The sequence below is a fragment of the Pseudomonas palleroniana genome, from assembly GCF_003031675.1.
GTDB lineage: Bacteria > Pseudomonadota > Gammaproteobacteria > Pseudomonadales > Pseudomonadaceae > Aquipseudomonas > Aquipseudomonas palleroniana.
The window spans coordinates 250,410-273,563 of sequence record NZ_PYWX01000053.1; the positions used below are offsets into that span (position 1 = coordinate 250,410).

A 23,154-nucleotide genomic window follows, 5' to 3' on the forward strand; every position below is an offset into this window, starting at 1 on the left:
ACGTGCAGGTCTTTAGTGCACCAGCATACCGGTGAACCAGTAGGCCTGTGCCAGGGTGATCAGCCCCACGATCGTGGCGAAAAACAGGCTGTGCTTGAGGGTGAAGCGGAACAGGTCGGATTCCTTGCCCACCAGGCCCGTTGCCGCGCAGGCCACGGCGATCGATTGCGGCGAAATCATCTTGCCGGTCACGCCGCCGCTGGTATTGGCGGCCACCAGCAGGGTGTCGTTGACGCCGATCTGGTGCGCGGTGGTGGCTTGCAGCGAGCTGAACAGGGCGTTGGACGAGGTGTCGGAGCCTGTCAGGAAAACCCCCAGCCAGCCGAGGAACGGCGAGAAAAACGGGAAAGCGGCGCCGGTGGCCGCCAATACCAGGGCCATGGTCGACGACATGCCGGAGTAGTTAGTGACGAAGGCGAACGCCAGCACCATGCCGATGGACAGGATCGGCCAGCGCAGTTCGTAAAAGGTTTCTTTTAAAGTGGTCAGACCAGTTTTGATGTCAATTTTCAACACCAGCATCGAGATCAGTGCGGAGAAGAAAATCGCGGTGCCGGTAGCCGAAATCGGGTCCAGTTTGAAGACTGCGGGAATGGCAGTCGGGTTGGTGACGATCGGCGCGACCTTGATCACCATTTGATCCAGGTGGGGTATGGCGAAGTTGAAGACCCAGCTGTACATCGAGCCGCCTGCGGCGAACATTGCCTTGAAGGGCTTGAGGGTCCAGATAGTGACCAATACGGTCAGGACCAGGAACGGCGACCAGGCTTTGAAAATCTGCCCCAGGCTATAAGGCGAGGCCACTGTGCTACGCGGCTGGCCGAAACCCCCGGCGCTGGCGGTGATCGTCGCGCTAGGCGTGACACCGGCAATCTGTGCGCCGGCAGTGCGCTTGGGCTGCCAGACTTTCAGGAACAGGGTCAGCGCGATCAGGCTGGCCAGGGCTGAGGTGATGTCCGGCAGTTCAGGGCCGATGAAGTTGGAGGTGAAGTACTGCGTGACCGCAAAGCTTGCGCCCGCCACCAACGCTGCCGGCCAGGTTTCGCGAACGCCGCGCAGGCCGTCCATCATGAACACCAGCCAGAACGGCACGAACAGCGACAGCAGTGGCAGTTGGCGGCCCGTCATGGCGCCGATCTTGAACGCATCGATACCGGTCACTTGGCCGGCGACAATGATCGGAATGCCCAGCGCGCCGAAGGCGACCGGTGCGGTGTTAGCAATCAGGCACAGGCCGGCAGCGTACAGCGGGTTGAAGCCCAGGCCCACCAGCAGGGCGGCGGTGATCGCCACCGGCGCACCGAAACCGGCGGCGCCTTCCAGGAAGGCGCCGAAGCAGAAACCAATCAGCAATACCTGCAGGCGTTGATCGTCGGTAATCGACAGCACCGAGCTGCGGATGATCTCGAACTGGCCGCTTTTGACCGTCAGTTTGTAGAGGAAGACCGCGGCGACGATGATCCACGCGATCGGCCACAGCCCATAGGCGAAACCGTAGCCTGCGGCGGCGAGCGCCATGTCTACCGGCATCTGGAAGGCGAAGATTGCCACCAGGATCGACAGCGCCAGGGTGATGCTCCCGGCGACGTGGCCTTTGAGGCGAAACACGGCCAGGGCCAGGAAGAAGAATACGATCGGGATAACGGCGGCCAATGCGGACAGGCCGAGGCTTCCGAGAGGGCTGTAGAGCTGTTGCCAGGTTTGCATATGGGGTGGCCCCTAATTGTTGTTGGTCAGGCGCGATTCAGTCATCTTGGATAATTGGTAATACCAATTTACAAGCGCTGTCGGCTAGAGTAAAAGCCTTGGTGTGGGTGTGTCAATTTGCCGCTTGGCAAACTTTGGTCGTAGCGTCGTCGGCGAGGGGGTTCTGGTTGGGTCAATCGAGGGAGTTCTGATAGGTGCTGCGAGCGCGGCGATAGGCGAGAATAGAGGCCTCGGCGAGTGGTCGGGGTTGTGGGGAGTGAGTTATGGGGTTTGATCAGGTGCGGCAGCGCCGTTTGTCTGACGATATTGTCGAGCAGCTTGAGGGCATGATCCTCGAGGGCACGTTGAAGTCAGGCGAACGCTTGCCGGCAGAGCGTGCTCTGGCGGAGCGGTTTGGCGTGTCGCGTCCGTCGTTGCGCGAGGCGATCCAGAAGCTGGCGGCCAAGGGGTTATTGGTCAGTCGCCAGGGCGGGGGTAACTATGTGGCGGAGTCGCTGGGGTCGACCTTCAGTGATCCGTTGCTGCATCTGTTGGAAAACAACCCCGAGGCGCAGCGTGACCTCTTGGAGTTTCGCCAGACGCTTGAGGCGTCCTGCGCCTATTACGCGGCGCTGCGCGCCACCGAGGTCGACCGTGAGCGGCTGACCGCAGCGTTTGACGCGTTGCAGGATTGCTACACGCGGGCCGACGAGGTGAGCCGCCTGGAAGAGGGGGCGGCCGATGCGCGGTTTCATTTGGCGATTGCCGAGGCTAGCCATAACGCGGTGTTGTTGCACACCATTCGGGGGCTTTTCGATCTGCTCAAGCGCAACGTGGTGACCAATATCGGTGGCATGTACCAGCAACGTACCGAGACGCGAGACATGCTGATCAGCCAACACCGGGACTTGTATCTGGCAATTATCGAGGGGCGGGCCGAGCAGGCACGGGAAGTCTCAACACGTCACCTGCTGTATGTGCAGGAAGTGTTGGAGGAAGTACGTCAGGAGGTTCAGCGCGTGGCGCGGGCGGAGCGGCGTAAAGGCATGTAGCCGGGGTGAGCCCCCCCAGGCTACAGCCTCGCAAGGGCTACTCTTCCTTGCCCTTGTTGCGCACGGCGCGATGCAACTCACGGTTGGAGTCGCGTTCGCGCTCGGTATCGCGCTTGTCGTATTCCTTCTTGCCCTTGCCCAGCGCGATCTCGCACTTGACCAGGTGCTTGCTCCAGTACCAGGACAAGCAGACGCAGGCATAGCCTTTCTGCTGTACGGCTGCCGCGAGTTTATCGATCTCGCGGGCATTGAGCAGCAGTTTGCGCGTGCGTACCGGGTCGGCAATCACGTGGGTGCTCGCGGTGGTCAGCGGGGTGATATGACTGCCAAGCAGCCATGCCTCGCCATCCTTGAGCAATACGTAGCTGTCGACCAGTTGCAGCTTGCTGGCGCGCAGACTTTTTACTTCCCAGCCGGCCAGGACCAGACCAGCCTCGAACCGATGTTCGATGAAGTAATCGTGTCGCGCTTTTTTATTTTGCGCGATGGTCCCTGTGGGGTGTTTCTTTTGTTTAGCCATAGGGGCGGCATTATAGGGAGTTGCGAGCGTGTCGGCTACGGTCAACCTGCGTGCTTGAGCGTGTTCGACGAATCCCGGACAATGCAGACAGTTCTTTGATCTTTTTCGCTCGCGGATCCGGCTGTTCTTTTCGCGATGTTTGCCTCAGCAGTGGAAATCACGCTCACATGACGACGCATATTCAACGTTCGGCCCTGCTGCCCTATCCGGCGCAGGCGCTCTATGACCTGGTCAACGACGTGGCGCGTTACCCGGAGTTCCTGCCGTGGTGTTCTACTGCGCAAGTGCTGGAAAGCACTGATGAGCATATGGTTGCCAGTGTCGGGGTGGCCAAGGGTGGTCTCAGCCAGCACTTTGTTACGCGTAATGTACTGGTGCCTGGGCAGTCCATCGAAATGAACCTGCAGGAAGGCCCCTTCACTCAATTGCATGGGGTGTGGGTCTTCAAGGCGCTGACCGATAAAGCCTGCAAGATCAGCCTGGACCTGTCCTTCGATTACGCGGGCCCGGTTGTGCGGGCGACATTGGGCCCTCTGTTCAATCAGGCCGCCAATACGCTGGTGGACGCATTTTGCCAGCGAGCCAAACAACTGCATGGTTGAGATTGAAGTGGTGTATGCCGCCGAGGACCGCCAGGTGTTGTTGGCGGTAACGGTACCGGTGGGCACGAGCTTAAGGGGTGCGGTGCAGGCGTCGGGGATTGCGGCGCAATTTCCCGGGGTGGAGTTGGCTGAGTATCCCTTGGGTATTTTCGGCAAGGCGGTCGAAAAGCCGGATGAGCGTACCGTCAGCGCGGGGGATCGTATCGAGATCTACCGGCCGTTGCTGGCAGACCCTAAAGAGGTGCGTAGGCTGCGTGCGGCCAAGGCTGCGATGGCCAGGCAGCAAGGCGCATAAGTTCGCCAGATGACACGCAACAAAAAGCCCGGCATGCCGGGCTTTTTTGTTGCTTGCCGCGCAGTTACTGCGGGCTGGCGTCCAGAGGTTCTGGTGTCGGGACCGGGACGGTCTTCACGCCGTCGACGTCCTTCTGGATCTGGTCCAGCAAGGAGCCGGGCTTGGCAGGCTCTTCGGACTTCGGCTTCTCGGCGTCTTGTGCAGGCGCGCTTACGTTCGTGCCGTTATCCTTGCCGAGCAGGGCGTCATCGCGGCTTACACCGGGCTTGAAGTCACCTGACAGGCTGACAAGCTGGTCGTTGCCATTAAAAATAACGCTGACGCGCTCCTGCTGGCGTTCACCGCCACCAGGCTGGATGCTGTAGAGATAATCCCAGCGATCGGCATGGAAAGTGTCGGTCAACAGGGGGTTGCCCATGATAAACCGTACTTGCCGTCGGGTCATTCCCGGGCGTAACTGGTCTATCATGTCCTGCGTGACGACATTGCCCTGTTGGATGTCGATTTTGTAAACCCCGGGGAATGAACAACCGGCGAGTGCGAGCAGTCCCACAAAGGTGAAACTGGTTAGCAAGAGCTTGGTGTTTTGCATCGGTGGGCGACTTCCACTATCTTGGCTGGGACAACGTTAAACGCCGATCATACCCGTATTAAGAGAAGCTGCGAAGCAGCATCCGCGAGAAAGCTAACCATGGTTGAAAATAGCGAACTACGCAAAGTCGGTCTCAAAGTGACTCTGCCACGAGTCAAAATTCTACAAATGCTCGATTCTGCTGAGCAGCGCCACATGAGTGCCGAGGATGTCTACAAGGCGCTGATGGAGTCTAACGAGGACGTTGGCCTGGCCACGGTTTATCGTGTGCTGACCCAGTTTGAAGCCGCAGGGCTGGTGGTTCGCCATAATTTCGACGGCGGTCATGCGGTGTTTGAATTGGCTGACGGTGGTCACCATGACCACATGGTTGACCTGGATACCAATGAGGTTATCGAGTTCACCAGCCCCGAGATCGAAGCTCTGCAGCATAAGATTGCCGAGGACCATGGATTCGAATTGGTCGACCACAATCTGGTTCTGTACATCCGTAAGAAAAAGTAAAAATGACGCAGATTCACTCCGCGCAACGATCGAAGGCGACCTCAGGGTCGCCTTCGTGTTTTCTACCTCTATATAAAGAGAGGCTTGGCTAAGCCTTGGCCGCTACCACCATTTTCTTGGCGTGAGCCAAGGACTCTTTGGTCAAGTCTATACCGCCCAACATGCGTGCCACTTCCTCCACGCGTTCCGATTTGTTCAGCTTGGACACTGCGGTATGCGTTGCATCACTGCCCCGTACTTTATGTACAAACAGGTGCTGATGCCCTTGGGCAGCTACCTGCGGCAAGTGAGTCACTGTCAGCACCTGGCCGCGATCTCCCAAACGTCGCAACAGCTGGCCAACAATCTCCGCAGTCGGCCCGCCGATCCCAACGTCCACTTCGTCGAACACCAGGGTGGGGACGCGTGAGGTCTGGGCCGTTATCACCTGTATGGCCAGGCTGATGCGCGACAGCTCGCCGCCGGACGCCACTTTGGCCAGTGCCTTGAGCGGCTGCCCTGGGTTGGCGCTGACCAGCAGCTCTACCTGCTCCAGGCCGTGGGGTTGCAGTTCATTAGTGGCGTTGGTGCGCAACTCGATGGTAAAGCGACCGCCCGGCATGCCCAGGCGCTGGATTTCCTGTTCCACCGCAGCGGCCAGGCCAGTGGCCGCTTGACGGCGCAGGTCACTGAGTTCTCGTGCTTTCTCCTGGTAATGACGGGCAAACGAAGCGAGCTCTTCACCCAGGCGTTCGATGGATTCGTCATTTGCGTTGAGGGTTTCGATTTCATCCAGCAATTTCTGCTGCATCGTCGCCACTTCGGTGGGTTGGATCCGGTGTTTGCGCGCCAGGGTGTAGATGGTGTCCAGGCGTTCTTCTATTTCCTGGAGGCGAGCAGGGTCGGCATCAAAGTGGTCCAGGAAGCGATTCAGTTCGCCCACTGCCTCCTCAACCTGGATCTGTGCGCTGGTCAGCAGGGTGGTGGCTTCGCTCAATGAGCCGGATGCGCTGTTTACGCTGGACAGCCGATTGAGGCTGGCCGTGAGTGCATTGAGCACATTGCCCGAATCGCTCTCGCTGCACTGCTCCACTACCTGGCGACAAATGCCCAGCAGGGTTTCTGCGTTGGTGAGGTTCTTGTGTTCCTGTTCCAGCTGCTCCAGCTCCGTCTCGCCCAGGCCCAGGCTTTCCAGTTCTTCAAGTTGATAGCTGAGTAACTGGTGGCGAGCGCGTTGTTCGTCGCCGGAGTTGGACAGGCGCTCCAGCTCCTGGCGGGTCTGGCGCCAGCGTTGGGCGGCAAGCTGCACTTGGCGGGCCAGGTCGGTGGCCCCTGCGTATTCGTCCAGCAGGCGGCGGTGGGTATCGGTTTTCAGCAGAGACTGATGTTCGTGCTGGCTGTGGATGTCGATCAGCAGCTCGCCCAGCGCTTTCAGGTCGCCAAGAGGGCAGGGCGTGCCGTTGATGTAGCCGCGTGAACGCCCTTCGGCGGTGATGACCCGGCGCAGGATGCACGGACCTTCGTTATTGAGGTCGCGTTCGGCCAGCCAGGCTTCCGCTTCAGGGATGTCCGCCAGATCAAAGGTGGCCAGGATATCGGCCTTGTCCGCGCCGGGGCGGACCACGCCACTGTCGGCACGGTCACCCAGGGTCAGGCCCAGCGCGTCGAGCATGATCGACTTGCCGGCGCCGGTTTCGCCTGTGATTACGCTCATCCCGCGATCCAGCTCGAGATCAAGGTGTTCAACAATGGCGTAGTTATGTACGGACAGGTGCACCAGCATGACGGCCGCTCCCAGGCTTTAAGTCTGGTTATTTATACAGTGTTTTGTTCGGGCCTGACAATCCTGGCGCTTAGCTCGATTTGCTTGAGTATTGTTTTTTTTTAGTGCAATACGGAATGAATGCGACGGAAATGCTCCCGGGCCTGTGAAAGACTTTTGGTAACGCCTGCGCCCTTGAACCTGGAAATTGTGACCCCATATACCGGAACAGAAGCGCGAGTCGAGTTCGCGCATGATTTTGAAAGGAGAAATCTATGGCTGACGAACAGACGCAGGATACGCAAACTCCAGACGCCAATTCGGCTGTCGGCGATGAGCTGGCAACTCGTGTACAAGTGCTTGAAGAGCAATTGGCCGCTGCGCAGGATCAGTCTTTGCGTGTTGCCGCCGATCTGCAGAACGTCCGCCGCCGTGCCGAGCAGGATGTAGAAAAGGCTCACAAGTTCGCGCTGGAAAAATTTGCCGGCGATTTGCTGCCGATTATCGACAGCCTGGAGCGTGGCCTTGAGCTGTCCAACCCGGACGACGAAAACATCCGTGCGATGCGTGAAGGGATCGAGCTGACCCTGAAAATGTTCCAGGACACCCTGAAGCGTTATCAGTTGGAAGCGATCGATCCACAAGGCGGCGAGCCGTTCAACGCCGAGCATCACCAAGCCATGGCCATGCAAGAGAGCCATGACCTTGAGCCTAACAGTGTGTTGAAAGTGTTCCAGAAGGGTTACCTGCTTAACGGTCGCTTGCTGCGCCCGGCAATGGTGGTGGTGAGCAAGGCTCCTGCACCCGTTTCACCTTCTATTGATGAGCAGGCTTGAAATCAGTCGTAACGGCCCCATCTATAAGTCAAGCGTTTAAGTGCTACCGCGGTTAGCCACCACTGCTGCGGCATCAAAATTCAAGTTTCGGGAGAGTAAATCATGGGCAAAATTATCGGTATCGACCTGGGGACTACCAACTCCTGCGTCTCCGTGCTGGAAAACGGCGTTGCAAAAGTCATTGAAAACGCCGAAGGCGCGCGTACCACGCCGTCGATCATTGCATACGCCAACGACGGTGAAATCCTCGTCGGCCAGTCGGCCAAGCGTCAGGCCGTGACTAACCCGCATAACACGCTGTATGCGGTAAAACGTCTGATCGGTCGTAAGTTCGACGAAGAAGTCGTACAGAAAGACATCAAGATGGTGCCTTACAAAATCGCCAAGGCTGACAACGGTGACGCCTGGGTTGAAGTAAACGGCAACAAGATGTCTGCACCGCAAATCTCGGCTGAAGTCTTGAAAAAGATGAAGAAGACTGCCGAAGATTACCTGGGTGAAACCGTGACTGAGGCGGTGATCACCGTTCCGGCCTACTTCAACGACAGCCAGCGCCAGGCGACCAAAGACGCCGGCCGCATCGCGGGCCTGGACGTAAAACGTATCATCAACGAACCTACCGCGGCGGCTCTGGCCTACGGTATGGACAAGGCCAAAGGCGACCACACTGTGATCGTTTATGACCTGGGTGGCGGTACCTTCGACGTTTCCGTGATCGAAATCGCGGAGGTCGACGGCGAGCACCAGTTCGAAGTGTTGGCCACCAACGGTGACACGTTCCTGGGCGGTGAAGACTTTGACATTCGTCTGATCGACTACCTCGTTGACGAATTCAAGAAAGAAAGCGGCATGAACCTCAAGGGTGACCCGCTGGCCATGCAGCGCCTGAAAGAAGCCGCTGAGAAAGCCAAGATCGAGCTGTCCTCGAGCATGTCGACCGACGTGAACCTGCCGTACATCACTGCAGACGCCACCGGTCCGAAGCACTTGAACGTGAAGATCTCGCGCGCCAAGTTGGAAGCGCTGGTTGAAGACCTGGTTCAGCGCACCATCGAACCTTGCCGCATCGCCCTGAAAGACGCAGGTATCGACGTTGGCTCCATCAACGACGTGATCCTGGTGGGCGGTCAGACCCGTATGCCACTGGTACAGCAGAAAGTCACCGAGTTCTTCGGCAAGGAAGCACGTAAAGACGTGAACCCGGACGAAGCGGTTGCCATGGGTGCTGCTATTCAGGGCGCGGTACTGGCTGGTGACGTGAAAGACGTACTGCTGCTGGACGTCAGCCCGCTGACCCTGGGTATCGAAACCATGGGCGGCGTGATGACTGCGCTGATCGAGAAAAACACCACGATTCCTACCAAGAAATCGCAAGTGTTCTCGACTGCCGACGACAACCAGGGCGCCGTGACTATTCACGTGCTGCAAGGTGAGCGTAAGCAGGCTGCGCAGAACAAATCCCTGGGCAAGTTCGACCTGTCCGAGATTCCGCCAGCACCACGTGGCGTGCCGCAAATCGAAGTGACCTTCGACATCGACGCCAACGGTATCCTGCACGTCGGTGCGAAAGACAAGGCGACCGGCAAAGAGCAGAAGATCACCATCAAGGCCAACTCAGGCCTGTCTGATGAAGAAATTCAACAGATGATTCGTGATGCTGAAGCCAACCAAGAGGCGGATAACAAGTTTGCAGAATTGGCCGGCGCCCGTAACCAAGGCGATGCGCTGGTTCACTCGACCCGCAAAATGGTCGCTGATGCTGGCGATAAAGTGACTGCTGAAGAGAAAACTGCAATCGAAGCTGCCGTGGTTGCCCTGGAAGCCGCTGTCAAAGGCGACGACAAGGCTGCCATCGAAGCCAAGATCGAAGAGCTGTCGAAAGTCTCCGCGCCGGTCGCTCAGAAAATGTACGCCGAACAACAGGCCCAGCCTGAAGGCGGCGCGCAACACGCTGAGCCTGAAGCCAAGCACGACGACGTTGTCGATGCTGAGTTCGAAGAAGTCAAAGACAACAAGTAAGTTAGTCGTCCGGTTGACCGCTATCAAGCGGTGACTGGTAGGATGTCGCCGCGCGGGAGCTTGCTCCCGCGTTGGCGTGTCTGGGGTACGTGAATTTTTACAGCATGCGACAGCGTTCGGATGCCGGCGGTGTGATCGGGAATGCTCCTGCTTCCCGAGCAGTAAATACCGCGTTTTTGATCGGGGCTCCGGTTAAAAAGTAGTAATGACCAGGATCGTTGAATTGACGTGAGTTGGGTCCGGGCCTGTATTGGGGCTCAACGAGTTTGGCGAGGCTCAGGAGGGTCTGGCTGAACGTCCTTAAGAGTGCAAAGACTTATGGCAAAGCGTGACTATTACGAAGTGTTGGGTGTGGAGCGCAGCTCCAGCGAGTCGGACCTGAAGAAGGCCTACCGTCGCCTGGCGATGAAGCATCACCCGGACCGTAATCCGGATAGCAAGGAATCCGAAGAACTGTTCAAAGAGGCCAACGAAGCCTACGAATGCCTATCTGACCCTAACAAGCGTGCGGCCTACGACCAGTACGGCCATGCCGGCGTCGATCCGAGCATGGGCGGTGGTGGCGCCGGTTTTGGTGGTCAGAACTTCTCCGATATCTTCGGCGATGTCTTCAGCGACTTCTTTGGTGGTGGTCGTGGTGGCCAGCGTGGCGGTGCCCAGCGCGGCAGCGATCTGCGCTACACCCTGGAACTGAACCTGGAAGAAGCGGTACGCGGTACCAGTGTCAATATCCGTGTGCCGACGCTGGTCAACTGCAAGCCGTGTGATGGCTCGGGTGCCAAGAAGGGCTCCTCGCCGATTACTTGCCCGACCTGTGGGGGTATCGGTCAGGTTCGCATGCAGCAAGGTTTCTTCTCGGTGCAGCAGACCTGCCCGCGCTGCCATGGCCAGGGCAAGATCATTTCCGACCCGTGCGACTCCTGCCACGGCGAAGGGCGTGTCGAGGAGTACAAGACCCTGTCGGTGAAAGTGCCGGCGGGTGTGGATACCGGTGATCGTATTCGCCTGTCGGGCGAGGGCGAGGCGGGTACTCAGGGCGGCCCTACGGGTGACTTGTACGTGGTGATCAACGTGCGTGAGCACTCGATCTTCCAGCGTGATGGCAAGCACCTGTTCTGTGAAGTGCCGATCAGTTTTGTCGATGCGGCTTTGGGTGGCGAGATCGAGATTCCGACGCTTGATGGGCGTGTGAAACTCAAGATTCCTGAAGGCGCGCAGACCGGCAAGCAGTTCCGCATCCGTGGCAAAGGCGTTGCGCCGGTGCGCGGCGGTGGCGCCGGTGACCTGATGTGCCGTGTGGCGGTGGAAACGCCGGTCAACCTGAATCGCCGTCAGCGTGAATTGCTTGAAGAATTCCGCAGTTCGTTGGAGGGGGATCACTCCCACTCTCCGAAGACCACTGGCTTTTTCGATGGCGTGAAGCGCTTCTTCGGCGACCTGTAAGGAAGTGAGTATGCGACGTATAGCCGTAATGGGCGCTGCAGGGCGCATGGGCAAGACGCTGGTCGAGGCGGTGCAGCAGCGCTCGCCGGCTTCCGGGCTGACCGCGGCCATCGTGCGCCCCGGTAGCACATTGATCGGTGCGGACGCCGGTGAGCTGGCCTCGTTGGGGCGTATCGGCGTTTCGCTGTCCGGCAACCTGGAACAGGTGGCTGACGAGTTCGACGTATTGATCGATTTCACCCTGCCGGACGTCATGCTGAAGAACCTGGCGTTCTGCCGCAAGGCCGGCAAGGCCATGGTGATCGGTACCACGGGCTTGAGTGCCGAGCAGAAGCAGTTGTTGGTGGAGGCGGGCAAGGATATTCCTATCGTCTTCGCCGCCAATTTCAGCGTGGGTGTGAACCTTTCGCTCAAGCTGCTGGATCTGGCGGCTCGCGTGCTGGGTGATGAGGCAGATATCGAGATTATCGAGACTCATCACCGCCACAAGATCGATGCGCCGTCCGGTACCGCACTGCGTATGGGGGAGGCAATTGCCGATGCGTTGGGGCGTGATTTGTCGAAAGTCGCCGTTTACGGTCGCGAAGGCCATACCGGTGCGCGCGCGCATGACACTATCGGGTTTGCCACGGTTCGCGGTGGTGATGTGGTGGGAGATCACACTGTGTTGTTCGCCGCTGAAGGCGAGCGCCTGGAAATCACTCACAAGGCGTCTAGTCGTATGACGTTCGCCAAGGGCGCGGTGCGTGCCGCGCTTTGGCTGGAAGGGCGTGAGCCTGGCCTTTACGACATGCGTGACGTGCTGGATCTGCACTAATCAGTAGCTAAAAGGGGGTCTCAAGCTTATGCTTAGGCCCCGTTTTTACCCGCTAGGCGACGTCCTGTCGCATTCCCCTGCCTTTAAGGCTCATTAGCGGTGGACCAAAAAAGCCTTTTTCTGTAAGCTACAGCTTTAGTGTGTCCACTAAAAGCGCGCAGAATAATTCAGTGAACAAGCGGGGTGACGTGTCCATACGTCACTCCGCTTTTTTACAACCTGCGATCGCCCTTTCAGGCTTTATTTACGGGAGGTCTTCTTGACTAAGCCAGCCATACTCGCCCTTGCTGATGGCAGCATTTTTCGCGGCGATGCCATTGGAGCCGACGGTCAAACCGTTGGAGAGGTAGTGTTCAACACTGCCATGACCGGCTATCAGGAAATCCTTACTGATCCTTCCTACGCCCAGCAGATCGTTACCCTGACCTATCCGCACATCGGCAACACCGGTACTACACCGGAAGACGTCGAGTCTGATCGTGTCTGGTCGGCGGGTCTGGTGATTCGTGACCTGCCACTGGTTGCGAGCAACTGGCGTAACACGATGTCGCTGTCCGATTACCTGAAAGCCAACAACGTTGTGGCGATCGCCGGTATCGACACTCGCCGCCTCACACGCATCCTGCGTGAAAAAGGCTCGCAGAACGGCTGCATCATGGTCGGTGACAATATCTCCGAAGAGGCGGCGATTGCCGCGGCGCAAGGTTTCCCTGGCCTGAAAGGCATGGACCTGGCGAAGGTCGTCAGCGTCAAAGAGAAGTACGAGTGGCGCTCCACGGTCTGGGATTTGAAGACTGATGACCATGCGACCATCGAAGCCGCTGAGTTGCCTTACCACGTAGTGGCCTACGACTACGGCGTCAAGTACAACATCCTGCGCATGCTGGTCGAGCGCGGCTGCCGCGTGACGGTGGTTCCGGCGCAAACCCCGGCCAGCGATGTGCTCGCCTTGCAACCGGATGGCGTGTTCCTGTCCAACGGCCCGGGTGACCCCGAGCCATGCGACTACGCTATCCAGGCAATCAAGGACGTGCTGGAAACCGAGATTCCGGTATTCGGTATCTGCCTGGGCCACCAGCTGCTGGCCCTGGCCTCCGGCGCCAAGACCCTGAAAATGGGCCACGGCCACCACGGTGCCAACCACCCGGTACAAGACCTGGACACTGGCGTTGTGATGATCACCAGCCAGAACCACGGTTTCGCGGTGGATGAAGCAACCTTGCCGAGCAACGTCCGCGCTATTCACAAGTCGCTGTTCGACGGTTCCCTGCAGGGTATCGAGCGCACCGACAAGAGCGCGTTCAGCTTCCAGGGCCACCCTGAGGCCAGCCCGGGCCCGAACGACGTCGCGCCGCTGTTCGACCGTTTCATCAATGAGATGGCCAAGCGACGCTGACTGAGCGGCTTGCGGGCGGCCCCGGACCTCGGTGGCCCCTGCAGGCGCTTCAAAGATTGTTCAAGACGGCTTGCCGACTGACCTGCGGATTTGAGTGACAAACCCATGCCAAAACGTACAGACATAAAAAGCATCCTGATTCTCGGCGCCGGCCCGATCGTGATCGGCCAGGCCTGCGAATTCGACTACTCCGGCGCCCAGGCTTGTAAAGCACTGCGCGAAGAGGGTTACCGCGTCATCCTGGTGAACTCCAACCCGGCCACCATCATGACCGACCCGGCCATGGCCGACGCTACCTACATCGAACCGATCAAGTGGCAGACCGTTGCCAAGATCATCGAGAAAGAGCGTCCGGACGCACTGTTGCCGACCATGGGCGGCCAGACTGCTCTGAACTGCGCCCTGGACCTGGAGCGCGAAGGCGTCCTGGAGAAATTCGGCGTAGAGATGATCGGTGCCAATGCCGACACCATCGACAAGGCTGAAGACCGTTCGCGTTTCGACAAGGCCATGAAGTCCATCGGCCTGGCATGCCCGCGTTCGGGTATCGCCCACAGCATGGAAGAAGCCAATGCGGTCCTCGAGACCCTGGGTTTCCCGTGCATCATCCGTCCATCCTTCACCATGGGTGGCACCGGTGGCGGTATCGCCTACAACCGTGAAGAGTTCGAAGAAATCTGCTCCCGTGGTCTGGACCTTTCGCCGACCAAAGAGCTGCTGATCGACGAATCCCTGATCGGTTGGAAAGAGTACGAGATGGAGGTTGTCCGCGATAAAAAGGACAACTGCATCATCGTCTGCTCTATCGAAAACTTCGACCCGATGGGCGTGCACACCGGTGACTCGATCACCGTGGCTCCGGCACAGACCCTGACCGACAAGGAATACCAGATCCTGCGTAACGCCTCCCTGGCGGTACTGCGCGAGATCGGCGTGGAAACCGGTGGTTCCAACGTACAGTTCGGCATCTGCCCGAACACCGGCCGCATGGTCGTGATCGAAATGAACCCGCGTGTATCCCGTTCGTCGGCCCTGGCTTCGAAAGCCACCGGCTTCCCGATTGCCAAGGTCGCGGCCAAGCTGGCAGTGGGTTATACCCTGGACGAGTTGTCGAACGACATCACCGGCGGCAAGACCCCGGCGTCTTTCGAGCCGTCCATCGACTACGTCGTGACCAAGCTGCCACGTTTTGCTTTCGAAAAATTCGCCAAGGCCGACGCGCGCCTGACCACTCAGATGAAGTCTGTGGGTGAAGTCATGGCCATCGGCCGTACCTTCCAGGAATCCCTGCAGAAAGCCCTGCGCGGCCTGGAAGTGGGCGTTTGCGGCCTGGACGAGAAGCTCGACCTGGCCAGCCCGGAAAGCATGAGCGTGCTCAAGCGCGAGCTGACCGTGCCGGGCGCCGAGCGTATCTGGTACGTGGCTGACGCCTTCCGTGCCGGCATGAGCGTTGAAGACATCTTCGGCATGAACATGATCGACCCTTGGTTCCTGGTCCAGATTGAAGATCTGATCAAGGAAGAAGAGAAGGTCAAGACCTTGGGCCTGGCCAGCATCGACCGCGACATGATGTTCCGCCTCAAGCGCAAGGGGTTCTCCGACCAGCGCCTGGCCAAACTGCTGGGTGTGACCGAGAAAAACCTGCGCACCCATCGTCACAAGCTGGAGATCTTCCCGGTCTACAAGCGCGTTGACACCTGTGCTGCCGAGTTCTCCACCGACACCGCCTACCTGTACTCCACCTACGAGGAAGAGTGCGAAGCCGCGCCGTCGGGCCGCGACAAGATCATGATCCTGGGTGGTGGTCCGAACCGTATCGGCCAGGGTATCGAGTTCGACTACTGCTGCGTGCACGCCGCCCTCGCTCTGCGCGAAGACGGTTACGAAACCATCATGGTCAACTGCAACCCGGAAACCGTTTCCACCGACTACGACACCTCCGATCGCCTGTACTTCGAGCCAGTGACCCTGGAAGACGTGCTGGAAATCGTGCGCGTCGAGAAGCCTAAAGGCGTGATCGTCCAGTACGGCGGCCAAACCCCGCTGAAGCTGGCGCGTGCCCTGGAAGCTGCCGGTGTGCCGATCATCGGTACCAGCCCTGACGCCATCGACCGCGCTGAAGACCGTGAGCGCTTCCAGCAAATGGTCGAGCGCCTGAACCTGCGCCAGCCACCAAACGCCACCGTGCGCAGCGAAGACGAAGCGATCCGTGCAGCCAGCAAGATCGGCTACCCGCTGGTGGTGCGTCCGTCCTACGTATTGGGCGGTCGTGCGATGGAAATCGTCTACGAAGAAGAAGAACTCAAGCGTTACCTGCGTGATGCGGTGAAAGTGTCCAACGACAGCCCGGTGCTGCTGGACCACTTCCTCAACTGCGCCATCGAAATGGACGTGGACGCTGTTTGCGACGGCACCGACGTGGTGATCGGCGCGATCATGCAGCACATCGAACAGGCCGGTGTTCACTCCGGTGACTCCGCTTGCTCGCTGCCGCCTTATTCGCTGCCGGTACACATCCAGGACGTGATGCGTGAGCAGGTCAAGAAAATGGCCCTGGAGCTGGGTGTAGTCGGCTTGATGAACGTACAGTTGGCGCTGCAAGGCGAGGACATCTACGTGATTGAAGTCAACCCGCGTGCTTCGCGTACCGTGCCGTTTGTTTCCAAGTGCATCGGTGTGTCTCTGGCCATGATCGCTGCCCGCGTGATGGCCGGTAAGACCCTGAAGGAAATCGGTTTCACCCAGGAAATCATTCCGAACTTCTACAGCGTGAAAGAGGCGGTGTTCCCATTCGCCAAATTCCCTGGTGTGGACCCGATCCTGGGCCCAGAGATGAAGTCCACCGGTGAAGTGATGGGTGTGGGCGATACCTTCGGTGAGGCGTTCGCCAAGGCCCAGATGGGTGCCAGCGAAGTGCTGCCGACCGGCGGTACTGCGTTTATCAGCGTGCGTGATGATGACAAGCCACTGGTTGCAGGCGTGGCCCGTGATCTGATCAACTTGGGCTTCGAAGTCGTGGCCACTGCCGGGACCGCCAAGCTGATCGAGGCTGCGGGCCTGAAAGTGCGTCGCGTGAACAAGGTGACGGAAGGCCGTCCGCACGTGGTCGACATGATCAAGAATGACGAAGTCACTCTGATCATCAATACCACCGAAGGTCGCCAGTCGATCGCGGACTCTTACTCCATCCGTCGTAACGCCTTGCAGCACAAGATCTACTGCACCACGACTATTGCTGCTGGCGAAGCCATCTGCGAAGCGCTCAAGTTCGGTCCGGAAAAGACCGTGCGTCGCTTGCAGGATCTACACGCAGGATTGAAGGCATGACCAAATACCCAATGACTGTCCAGGGCTTCAAGGCCCTGGAAGAGGAGCACGCCCATCTGACCAAGGTCGTCCGTCCGAAGCTGAGCCAGGACATCGGTACGGCCCGTGAGCTGGGTGACTTGAAGGAGAACGCCGAATACCACGCTGCTCGTGAGCAGCAGGGTATGGTCGAGGCGCGTATTCGCGATATCGAAGGCCGTCTTCAGAACTCGGTGGTTATCGATGTAACGACCATTCCCCATACGGGTAAGGTGATCTTCGGCACCACCGTTGAAATCGCCAACGTCGAGACCGATGAAAGCGTGACTTACCACATCGTGGGTGAGGACGAAGCTGACATCAAGCAGGGCAAGATCTCTGTAGGTTCGCCGATTGCCCGTGCCTTGATTGCCAAGGAAGAGGGTGATGTGGTGGCTGTGAAAACGCCAAGTGGCGTGATCGAGTACGAGATTGTTGAAGTTCGTCACATCTGAAAGACGGCGCCCATTTAGTGTGGGCGCCATGCTTTGGCAGCTCGCCCAGATGCTTTGGGTGGGTGGCCTGTGGCTGTTTCATGTTGGCGTATTACCGGTGCTGGGCTTGATTGGCCTGGCGCCGTTGCTGATCGATGAGATCGACGGATTGCTCAGTGCGCTGCTGGTGGATTTTGCGGCGGCGTGCGTGACGCTCCAGGTGCTGGTGCTGATCAAGGCCGAAGGCTTGGGGAGTTTGTGGCGGGATATTCGCGGCCAACTGCTGTTGATGGCGCTGTATGCATGCGCAATGTTTTGCGTGGTGCATGTGTGGCTGCCGGAAGCGTTGCGCTGGCAGCTATTCAGCTATCTTGTGCTAGGGTTCTGCGGGTTGGTGCTGGTTTTACAGCCGGCGCCAGGGTGGAGTGGCGGGGCGCGCGAAGCACGCCCGTGACCCTTGTTACTTGAAACGATGAACGTTCGACAATTGCTTGTTGACGCTGAAATTCTTGCGATACAGCAGCGCCATCTTGCCGATGACCTGAACCAGGTCCGCTTTACCGACCTTGCACAGTTCTGCAATGGCGGCCAGGCGTGCTTCGCGATCAAGGATGTTGACCTTGATTTTGATCAGTTCATGATCGTTCAGTGCGCGTTCAAATTCGGCTAACACACCTTCAGTCAAACCGTTGTCTGCCACAATCAGAACTGGTTTCAGATGGTGGCCAATGGATTTGTACTGTTTCTTCTGCTCTTGAGTGAGCGGCATAATCTGACCCCTGCGTCTGATCTTGTAAAAAAGCGGCGGCCAGTTTACCCGAGCGAGTCCGGGACCGCCCAGTTAATCACGACCCGTTTTATTTTTCGAGGTGGCCCGTGGCCCGTTCCAAAACTAGCCTTAAGTGGCTGCAAGAGCATTTCAACGATCCTTACGTCAAAAAGGCGCAAAAGGATGGCTATCGTTCCCGGGCCAGTTACAAACTGCTGGAGCTCCAGGACAAGGACAAATTGTTTCGCCCCGGCATGAGCGTGATCGACCTCGGGGCTGCCCCGGGTGGCTGGTCCCAGGTGGCCAGTCGTCTGATTGGTGGGCAAGGCCGGTTGATCGCTTCCGACATCCTTGAGATGGACAGCATCCCGGATGTGACCTTCGTGCATGGCGACTTTACCCAGGATGCCGTGCTGGCCGACATATTGGAGGCTGTGGGAAATTCGCAGGTAGACCTTGTGATTTCCGACATGGCCCCCAATATGAGTGGATTACCGGCTGTTGATATGCCGCGAGCCATGTTCCTCTGCGAGTTGGCACTGGACCTGGCGGGGCGGGTATTGCGTCCGGGTGGTGATTTCCTGGTCAAGGTTTTCCAGGGGGAGGGCTTCGACGAGTACCACAAGAACATCCGCAAGCTGTTCGACAAGGTGCAGATGCGCAAACCAGACTCCTCCCGGGACCGATCTCGCGAGCAGTATCTGTTGGCGCGGGGGTTCCGCGGTATCGAAGGCGCCGCCAGTGATGAGCGTCTTTGAGGTTTTTAAGAGAGCCGATAGGTTTTTTTATATCGCTTTCGTCACGAAGCTTTACGAATATTGTGTAGTCAAAGTTTCACAAAGGGTTACAGACGGCGCCTGCCAGAGTTGTAGGTAATGTAGTAAGTTAGGCCGGTGAATATCATGCGAAGCGCGCGCCAGTAGCGGAGCTTGCTTCAGAGGGTAGTTAATTGAACGATATGGCAAAGAATCTGATCCTGTGGTTGATCATCGCGGCTGTCCTGGTGACGGTGATGAACAACTTCTCCAGCCCTAACGAGCCGCAGACCCTCAACTATTCCGACTTCATCCAGCAAGTTAAGGATGGCAAGGTCGAGCGCGTGGCGGTTGATGGCTACGTGATCACCGGCAAACGCAACGATGGCGACAGCTTCAAGACCATTCGTCCGGCCATTCAGGACAACGGTCTGATCGGCGACCTGGTGGATAACCACGTGGTTGTCGAAGGCAAGCAGCCTGAACAGCAGAGCATCTGGACTCAACTCCTGGTGGCGAGCTTCCCGATCTTGGTGATTATCGCCGTGTTCATGTTCTTCATGCGCCAGATGCAAGGTGGCGCGGGAGGCAAGGGCGGGCCGATGAGCTTCGGCAAGAGCAAGGCGCGCCTGCTCTCCGAGGACCAAGTGAAAACCACGCTGGCTGACGTTGCCGGTTGCGATGAAGCCAAGGAAGAAGTGGGTGAGCTGGTCGAGTTCCTGCGTGATCCGGGCAAGTTCCAGCGCCTGGGTGGTCGCATCCCTCGTGGCGTGCTGATGGTAGGTCCTCCAGGTACTGGTAAAACCTTGCTCGCCAAGGCGATTGCCGGCGAGGCGAAGGTGCCGTTCTTCACCATTTCCGGTTCCGACTTCGTCGAAATGTTCGTCGGTGTCGGTGCCAGCCGTGTTCGCGATATGTTCGAACAGGCTAAGAAACACGCGCCATGCATCATCTTTATCGACGAAATCGACGCCGTTGGTCGCCATCGTGGTGCCGGCATGGGCGGCGGTCATGACGAGCGTGAGCAGACACTCAACCAGTTGCTGGTCGAGATGGATGGCTTTGAGATGAATGACGGCATCATTGTCATTGCCGCGACCAACCGTCCGGACGTGCTGGACCCTGCGCTGTTGCGTCCGGGGCGTTTCGACCGTCAGGTTGTCGTCGGTCTGCCGGATATCCGTGGCCGCGAGCAGATCCTTAAAGTGCACATGCGCAAAGTACCGATGGGCGATGACGTCGCTCCGGCGGTGATTGCCCGTGGTACTCCAGGCTTCTCCGGTGCTGACTTGGCCAACCTGGTGAACGAAGCTTCATTGTTCGCTGCTCGTACCGGCAAGCGCATCGTCGAAATGAAAGAGTTCGAACTGGCGAAAGACAAGATCATGATGGGCGCAGAGCGCAAAACCATGGTCATGTCCGAAAAAGAGAAGCAGAACACCGCTTATCACGAAGCCGGTCATGCCATTGTCGGTCGCGTTGTGCCTGAGCACGACCCGGTCTACAAAGTATCGATCATTCCTCGTGGCCGGGCGCTGGGTGTCACCATGTTCCTGCCGGAAGAGGATCGTTACAGCCTCTCCAAGCGTGCGTTGATCAGCCAGATCTGCTCGCTGTACGGTGGTCGGATCGCTGAGGAAATGACCCTTGGTTTCGATGGTGTAACCACCGGCGCCTCCAACGACATCATGCGTGCCAGCCAGATTGCGCGGAACATGGTGACCAAGTGGGGCTTGTCGGAAAAACTCGGCCCACTGATGTATGCCGAGGAAGAAGGCGAAGTGTTCCTGGGACGTGGCGGTGGTGGTCAGAATGCCAGCTTCTCCGGCGAGACAGCCAAGCTGATCGACTCCGAAGTGCGCAGCATCATCGACCAGTGCTATGGCACGGCCAAGCAGATCCTCACCGACAATCGCGACAAGCTGGATGCGATGGCTGATGCGCTGATGAAGTATGAAACCATTGATGCCGACCAGATCGACGACATCATGGCCGGGCGCGCACCGCGTGAACCTCGCGATTGGGAGGGTGGTTCGGGTACCTCGGGCACCCCGCCAGTAGTACAGAATGAGCGCCCTGAAACCCCGATCGGCGGCCCGGCAGCTGACCACTAAGGTTTGAAATGACTTCTGCGTTGTCCTCTACCACCCGGTTGCCTTGCGGCAGCCGGGTTCTTGATTTGGCCCATACTCATGTGATGGGTATTCTTAACGTAACCCCCGACTCCTTTTCCGATGGCGGCCGCTTCAGCCAGTCGGATGCCGCATTGCGTCACGCTGAAGCAATGGTGGCTGCGGGGGCGACGCTGATCGATGTCGGCGGTGAGTCGACTCGGCCTGGTGCTCGCGTGGTTTCTCCATTGGAGGAGCTGGAGCGGGTAGCACCGATCGTCGAGCGTATTGCACGCGAGCTGGATGTGATCATCTCGGTCGATACATCGACCCCGGCTGTGATGCGCGAAACGGCGCGTTTAGGGGCGGGGCTGATCAATGATGTGCGATCTCTTCAGCGGGATGGCGCACTGGATGCGGCAGCGGCGACCGGTTTGCCGGTCTGCTTGATGCATATGCTGGGGGAGCCCGGCAATATGCAGGACAGTCCTCATTACAATGACTTGGTCGGTGAGGTCAGTGAGTTTCTTGCTGAGCGTATTGCTCAATGTGTCACTGTGGGCATTGCACCCGAGAAGATCATCCTTGACCCCGGTTTTGGTTTTGCCAAAACGTTACAGCACAATTTGAGTCTGTTTAAGCACATGGAATCCTTGCATGTGCTGGGTCGGCCTTTGTTGGTCGGTGTTTCGCGTAAGAGCATGATAGGGCTGGCCTTGAATCGCCCGGTGGGCGAGCGGCTATATGGCGGTCTTGCGCTTGCAGCGCTCGCAGTGGCCAAGGGCGCGCGTATTTTGCGTGTGCATGACGTCGCAGAGACTGTCGATGTGGTGCGCATGATTGAGGCTGTAGAGTCCGCCAAATAAGAATGATGGAGTATTTATGACTAAAAAGTATTTTGGCACCGACGGCATTCGTGGTCGTGTCGGCGAATTCCCTATTACTCCTGACTTTATGCTGAAGCTGGGTTGGGCGGCAGGTATGGCGTTCCGTAGCATGGGCGCGTGCCGCATCCTGGTAGGCAAGGACACCCGTATTTCAGGTTATATGTTTGAGTCTGCACTGGAGGCCGGTTTGTCCGCCGCAGGTGCCGATGTGATGTTGCTGGGGCCTATGCCGACACCGGCAATCGCTTACCTGACCCGTACATTTCACGCTGAAGCCGGTATCGTGATCAGTGCTTCGCACAATCCTCATGATGACAACGGCATCAAGTTTTTCTCGGGGCAGGGCACGAAGCTGCCGGACGAGATCGAGTTGATGATTGAGGAGTTGCTGGACGCGCCAATGACGGTGGTCGAATCCAGCAAGCTGGGTAAGGTATCGCGTATCAACGACGCCTCCGGCCGTTACATCGAGTTTTGCAAGAGCAGCGTACCCACCAGTACCAATTTCGCTGGGCTGAAGATTGTTGTGGACTGCGCTCATGGGGCTACCTACAAGGTAGCGCCAAGCGTGTTCAAGGAGTTGGGCGCTGATGTGACGGTGCTGTCGGCCCAGCCCAACGGTTTGAACATCAATGAAAACTGTGGCTCCACCCACATGGGACAGCTGCAGGCCGCAGTTCTTGCGGAGCATGCTGACCTGGGGATCGCTTTTGACGGTGATGGCGACCGGGTTCTGATGGTGGATCACACCGGTGCGGTGGTCGATGGTGATGACCTGTTGTTCATCATTGCTCGCGACCTGCATGAGCGTAATAAGCTGCAAGGGGGGGTCGTCGGTACGCTGATGAGCAACCTTGGCTTGGAATTGGCACTGGCGGATCTGGGAATTCCCTTCGTGCGGGCCAACGTGGGGGATCGCTATGTCATCGCCGAGTTGCTTGAGCGCAACTGGCAGGTGGGTGGTGAGAACTCCGGGCACGTGGTCTGCTTCCATCACACCACCACGGGTGATGCGATTATTGCGGCCTTGCAGGTTTTGCTGTCCCTGCGCCGTCGTGATGAGAGCCTGGCTCAGGCGCGTCAGGCTCTGCGCAAGTGCCCGCAGGTTTTGCTCAATGTGCGTTTCGCTGGGGGTGAAAACCCAATCGAACACCCTTCTGTGAAGGAGGCTTGCGAGCGCGTGACCCTGGCGATGGCGGGGCGTGGCCGTGTGCTGCTGCGTAAGTCCGGCACAGAGCCTTTGGTGCGCGTTATGGTCGAGGGTGATGATGAAAATCAGGTTCGCGGCCATGCCGAAGACCTGGCAAAACTGGTAACTGAAGTTTGCGGCTGAATTCGGCTTGCCAGTGA

Annotated in this window: 21 protein-coding genes; 16 read left to right on the plus strand and 5 right to left on the minus strand. The window is 58.3% G+C overall.

The features are described 5' to 3' along the window. Positions 1–12: 12 nt before the first annotated feature. Positions 13–1,707, minus strand: coding sequence for a lactate permease LctP family transporter (locus C9383_RS19195; protein ID WP_090365769.1), 1,695 nt, complete (start codon positions 1,705–1,707; stop codon positions 13–15). Positions 1,708–1,970: 263 nt separating this feature from the next. Here C9383_RS19195 and C9383_RS19200 point away from each other — a divergent pair, with 263 nt between their 5' ends. Then, a complete protein-coding gene (locus C9383_RS19200; RefSeq protein ID WP_060752281.1) occupies positions 1,971–2,738 on the plus strand; it encodes a GntR family transcriptional regulator in 768 nt (255 codons plus the stop codon). A 37-nt stretch (positions 2,739–2,775) separates the two neighbouring features. Here C9383_RS19200 and smpB read toward each other — a convergent pair whose 3' ends face one another. Then, entirely contained in the window at positions 2,776–3,258 is a 483-nt protein-coding gene (smpB, locus tag C9383_RS19205; protein ID WP_060752280.1) for an SsrA-binding protein SmpB, read from the minus strand. Positions 3,259–3,425: 167 nt separating this feature from the next. Between smpB and C9383_RS19210 the strand changes: the two genes are divergently transcribed. Next, positions 3,426–3,860: a type II toxin-antitoxin system RatA family toxin gene (locus C9383_RS19210; RefSeq protein ID WP_060752279.1), complete on the plus strand. Its 435-nt coding sequence runs from the start codon at positions 3,426–3,428 to the stop codon at positions 3,858–3,860. Continuing rightward, positions 3,853–4,155 carry an RnfH family protein gene (locus C9383_RS19215; protein ID WP_090365771.1) on the plus strand — a complete coding sequence of 101 codons (303 nt, stop codon included), beginning with the start codon at positions 3,853–3,855 and terminating at the stop codon, positions 4,153–4,155. Before C9383_RS19210 ends, C9383_RS19215 begins: the two co-directional genes overlap by 8 nt. Positions 4,156–4,219: 64 nt before the next feature. On the opposite strand, the gene C9383_RS19220 is transcribed toward C9383_RS19215, so the two are convergent. After that, a complete protein-coding gene (locus C9383_RS19220; RefSeq protein ID WP_060752277.1) occupies positions 4,220–4,747 on the minus strand; it encodes an outer membrane protein assembly factor BamE in 528 nt (175 codons plus the stop codon). Between the two features lie 99 nt (positions 4,748–4,846). Between C9383_RS19220 and fur the strand changes: the two genes are divergently transcribed. Next, on the plus strand, positions 4,847–5,251 hold the full coding sequence (fur, locus tag C9383_RS19225) for a ferric iron uptake transcriptional regulator (RefSeq protein ID WP_090365772.1): 405 nt from the start codon (positions 4,847–4,849) through the stop codon (positions 5,249–5,251). Positions 5,252–5,339: 88 nt separating this feature from the next. Here the strand turns inward: fur and recN are convergent, their stop codons facing one another. Then, positions 5,340–7,013, minus strand: coding sequence for a DNA repair protein RecN (gene recN / locus C9383_RS19230; protein ID WP_060752275.1), 1,674 nt, complete (start codon positions 7,011–7,013; stop codon positions 5,340–5,342). A 254-nt stretch (positions 7,014–7,267) separates the two neighbouring features. Here recN and grpE point away from each other — a divergent pair, with 254 nt between their 5' ends. From grpE to C9383_RS19270, 8 genes are all read left to right on the plus strand, one after another. Continuing rightward, positions 7,268–7,828: a nucleotide exchange factor GrpE gene (gene grpE / locus C9383_RS19235; protein ID WP_060752274.1), complete on the plus strand. Its 561-nt coding sequence runs from the start codon at positions 7,268–7,270 to the stop codon at positions 7,826–7,828. A gap of 102 nt (positions 7,829–7,930) precedes the next feature. After that, positions 7,931–9,847 carry a molecular chaperone DnaK gene (gene dnaK, locus C9383_RS19240; protein ID WP_090365774.1) on the plus strand — a complete coding sequence of 639 codons (1,917 nt, stop codon included), beginning with the start codon at positions 7,931–7,933 and terminating at the stop codon, positions 9,845–9,847. A gap of 318 nt (positions 9,848–10,165) precedes the next feature. After that, a complete protein-coding gene (dnaJ, locus tag C9383_RS19245) occupies positions 10,166–11,290 on the plus strand; it encodes a molecular chaperone DnaJ (protein WP_090365775.1) in 1,125 nt (374 codons plus the stop codon). Between the two features lie 10 nt (positions 11,291–11,300). Continuing rightward, complete coding sequence (dapB, locus tag C9383_RS19250) at positions 11,301–12,107, plus strand: 4-hydroxy-tetrahydrodipicolinate reductase (RefSeq protein WP_090365776.1); 807 nt, start codon at positions 11,301–11,303, stop codon at positions 12,105–12,107. Positions 12,108–12,366: 259 nt separating this feature from the next. Then, positions 12,367–13,503 (plus strand): glutamine-hydrolyzing carbamoyl-phosphate synthase small subunit, encoded by a 1,137-nt coding sequence (gene carA, locus C9383_RS19255; protein ID WP_090365778.1) that lies wholly within the window; start codon positions 12,367–12,369, stop codon positions 13,501–13,503. Between the two features lie 105 nt (positions 13,504–13,608). Then, entirely contained in the window at positions 13,609–16,830 is a 3,222-nt protein-coding gene (gene carB / locus C9383_RS19260; RefSeq protein ID WP_090365780.1) for a carbamoyl-phosphate synthase large subunit, read from the plus strand. Further along, positions 16,827–17,303: a transcription elongation factor GreA gene (gene greA / locus C9383_RS19265; RefSeq protein WP_060752268.1), complete on the plus strand. Its 477-nt coding sequence runs from the start codon at positions 16,827–16,829 to the stop codon at positions 17,301–17,303. The genes carB and greA overlap by 4 nt, the downstream gene beginning before the upstream one ends. Positions 17,304–17,331: 28 nt before the next feature. Further along, a complete protein-coding gene (locus C9383_RS19270; protein ID WP_090365782.1) occupies positions 17,332–17,736 on the plus strand; it encodes an MFS transporter in 405 nt (134 codons plus the stop codon). Positions 17,737–17,742: 6 nt separating this feature from the next. On the opposite strand, the gene C9383_RS19275 is transcribed toward C9383_RS19270, so the two are convergent. Further along, positions 17,743–18,051, minus strand: coding sequence for a YhbY family RNA-binding protein (locus C9383_RS19275; RefSeq protein WP_010206607.1), 309 nt, complete (start codon positions 18,049–18,051; stop codon positions 17,743–17,745). Positions 18,052–18,158: 107 nt separating this feature from the next. Between C9383_RS19275 and rlmE the strand changes: the two genes are divergently transcribed. The 4 genes from rlmE (at position 18,159) to glmM (ending at position 23,137) form a co-directional block, all read left to right on the plus strand. Next, a complete protein-coding gene (gene rlmE / locus C9383_RS19280; protein WP_090365783.1) occupies positions 18,159–18,809 on the plus strand; it encodes a 23S rRNA (uridine(2552)-2'-O)-methyltransferase RlmE in 651 nt (216 codons plus the stop codon). Between the two features lie 200 nt (positions 18,810–19,009). Then, positions 19,010–20,920: an ATP-dependent zinc metalloprotease FtsH gene (gene ftsH, locus C9383_RS19285; RefSeq protein ID WP_060752266.1), complete on the plus strand. Its 1,911-nt coding sequence runs from the start codon at positions 19,010–19,012 to the stop codon at positions 20,918–20,920. An 8-nt stretch (positions 20,921–20,928) separates the two neighbouring features. Next, positions 20,929–21,783, plus strand: coding sequence for a dihydropteroate synthase (gene folP, locus C9383_RS19290; protein WP_090365785.1), 855 nt, complete (start codon positions 20,929–20,931; stop codon positions 21,781–21,783). Between the two features lie 16 nt (positions 21,784–21,799). Beyond that, a complete protein-coding gene (gene glmM / locus C9383_RS19295) occupies positions 21,800–23,137 on the plus strand; it encodes a phosphoglucosamine mutase (protein WP_090365786.1) in 1,338 nt (445 codons plus the stop codon). The last annotated feature ends 17 nt before the right edge of the window (positions 23,138–23,154 follow it).